Raw genomic sequence first — 1,594 nt, 5'->3', positions numbered from 1 at the left:
CAGGGCGAGGGCCTCCATGCGCGCCGCCCGCACCTCGCGCCGGGCCCCGACCCGGATGCCGTTGGCCTCGGCACGCGCGGCCAGGATCCGCCCGCGCGCGTGCTCGTCGGCCGCAGCGCGGACCGCGTCCGCCGCCTCCCGCGCCTCCCGGCGGACCCGCTCGGCCTCCGCCTCGGCCCGCGCGAGGTGCTGTGCGGCGGCTCGCCGGGTGCGCTCCCTGAGGTCCGCCGCCTCGCTCTGCACCCGCTGGAACAGCCGCTGGGCGCCCTCTCCCAGCGCCTCGTACGTCTGCGGCCGGAGCCGGGCGACCTCCTCGTGCAGCCGGGCCGCCTCCGCCTCCATGTCCTTGGCGAGCACGGTCAGCCGGGCGGCCCGTTCCCAGGCGGCGTCCCGGTCCCGGGACAGCGCCTCCAGGCAGGCGTCGACCTGGTCGGGGCGGTAGCCGCGCCCCCGGACGGTCGCGAAGCCGTGCGGCGGCGTCGATGCGCTGCTCACCCTGGGACTCCTCTCCACCGGACCTACACGACAGAATGATTTCGTGCATATCTTGATGGATCGGACATAAGGGGTCACAATTCGACACTCCGCAGAACGGAGCGCGGACACCGAACGCACGCCGGGCCCCCGGCGGCCTGCTCGGTCACGCGAGGGCACGCGCGGACACACCGCGGCCACACGTCGGGCCCTCCACGCGCGCGTGGAGGGCCCGACGGCGGCACACAGCGGACGCGTCCGCGACGGAGGGGCTACAACAGCCCGTCCCACATCTGCTCCAGCAGCACCGACCACCAGCTCTCCGGCGAACCGAGCGCCGCCGGGTCCAGGGCGGCCAGCTGTGCCTGGAAGTCCACGGTCCAGCGGCCCGCCTGCTCCTGGTTCAGCCCGTACCTCAGCCGCCACATCCGGCCCAGCAGCGCCAGGCAGCGCGCGAACTCCGGCAGCCCGGAGTTCACGAACTGCGGCGGCACCGGCGCACCGCCCGCCCCCGCCTCCACCGGCACGGCCACGATGTTCGCCGTCCCGTACTGCACACAGACCGCCTTGCCGAAGTCGGTGCCCATCACCAGGTACGAACCCGCGTCCGGCGCCGCCGCCACCCCGCGCTCGGCCGCCAGCTCCGCCAGCGTCGGCACCGGACGGCCCGGCTGCGCCTGCGCCCAGAAGAACGGACCCATGTCCAGCGGCAGCCCGGCCACCACCAGGGTGTGCGCCACGATCGGCGGCACACCCTGCCGGGACACCGCCTGCTGCTCGAACCGGAAGACGCCCGGCCCGAACGCCGCCGCCCTGACCCTCGGGTCCGCCCCGGCCCAGGCGGCCTCCGTGGAGACGTGGGACAAGGTGGCCCAGTGCGAGAGCGGCGGCAACTGGAGCATCAACACCGGCAACGGTTTCTACGGCGGCCTCCAGTTCAACCAGTCGACGTGGAACGCCTACGGCGGCACCGCCTACGCCTCCCGGGCCGACCTCGCGACCAAGAAGCAGCAGATCCTGATCGGCGAGAAGGTCCTGGCCAGCCAGGGCGAGGGCGCCTGGCCCACGTGCGGCCCGCAGGCCGGCCTGGGCGCCGACCACGCCGTGCCGTACCCGGCGT

At 74.8% G+C, this 1,594-nt stretch carries 1 protein-coding gene and 2 pseudogenes; 1 reads left to right on the top strand and 2 read right to left on the bottom strand.

Annotation, left to right across the window (positions count from 1 at the left end; translation table 11 throughout):
- Both H5J33_RS34665 and H5J33_RS34660 read right to left on the bottom strand, forming a co-directional pair.
- Window positions 1-495: pseudogene (locus H5J33_RS34665) on the bottom strand (cellulose-binding protein); the annotation flags it as partial.
- Window positions 496-746: 251 nt separating this feature from the next.
- Window positions 747-1,286: pseudogene (locus H5J33_RS34660) on the bottom strand (SUKH-4 family immunity protein); the annotation flags it as partial.
- Window position 1,287: 1 nt separating this feature from the next.
- On the opposite strand from H5J33_RS34660, the gene H5J33_RS34655 reads away from it, so the two are divergent.
- Window positions 1,288-1,594, top strand: a 307-nt coding sequence (locus tag H5J33_RS34655; protein WP_258565606.1) for a transglycosylase family protein, incomplete at its 3' end; no start/stop codon positions are given.

Origin of the sequence: Streptomyces sp. WELS2, from assembly GCF_013870595.1 — a bacterium.
GTDB lineage: Bacteria > Actinomycetota > Actinomycetes > Streptomycetales > Streptomycetaceae > Streptomyces.
This window is presented reverse-complemented; position numbering and strand designations above follow the sequence as displayed.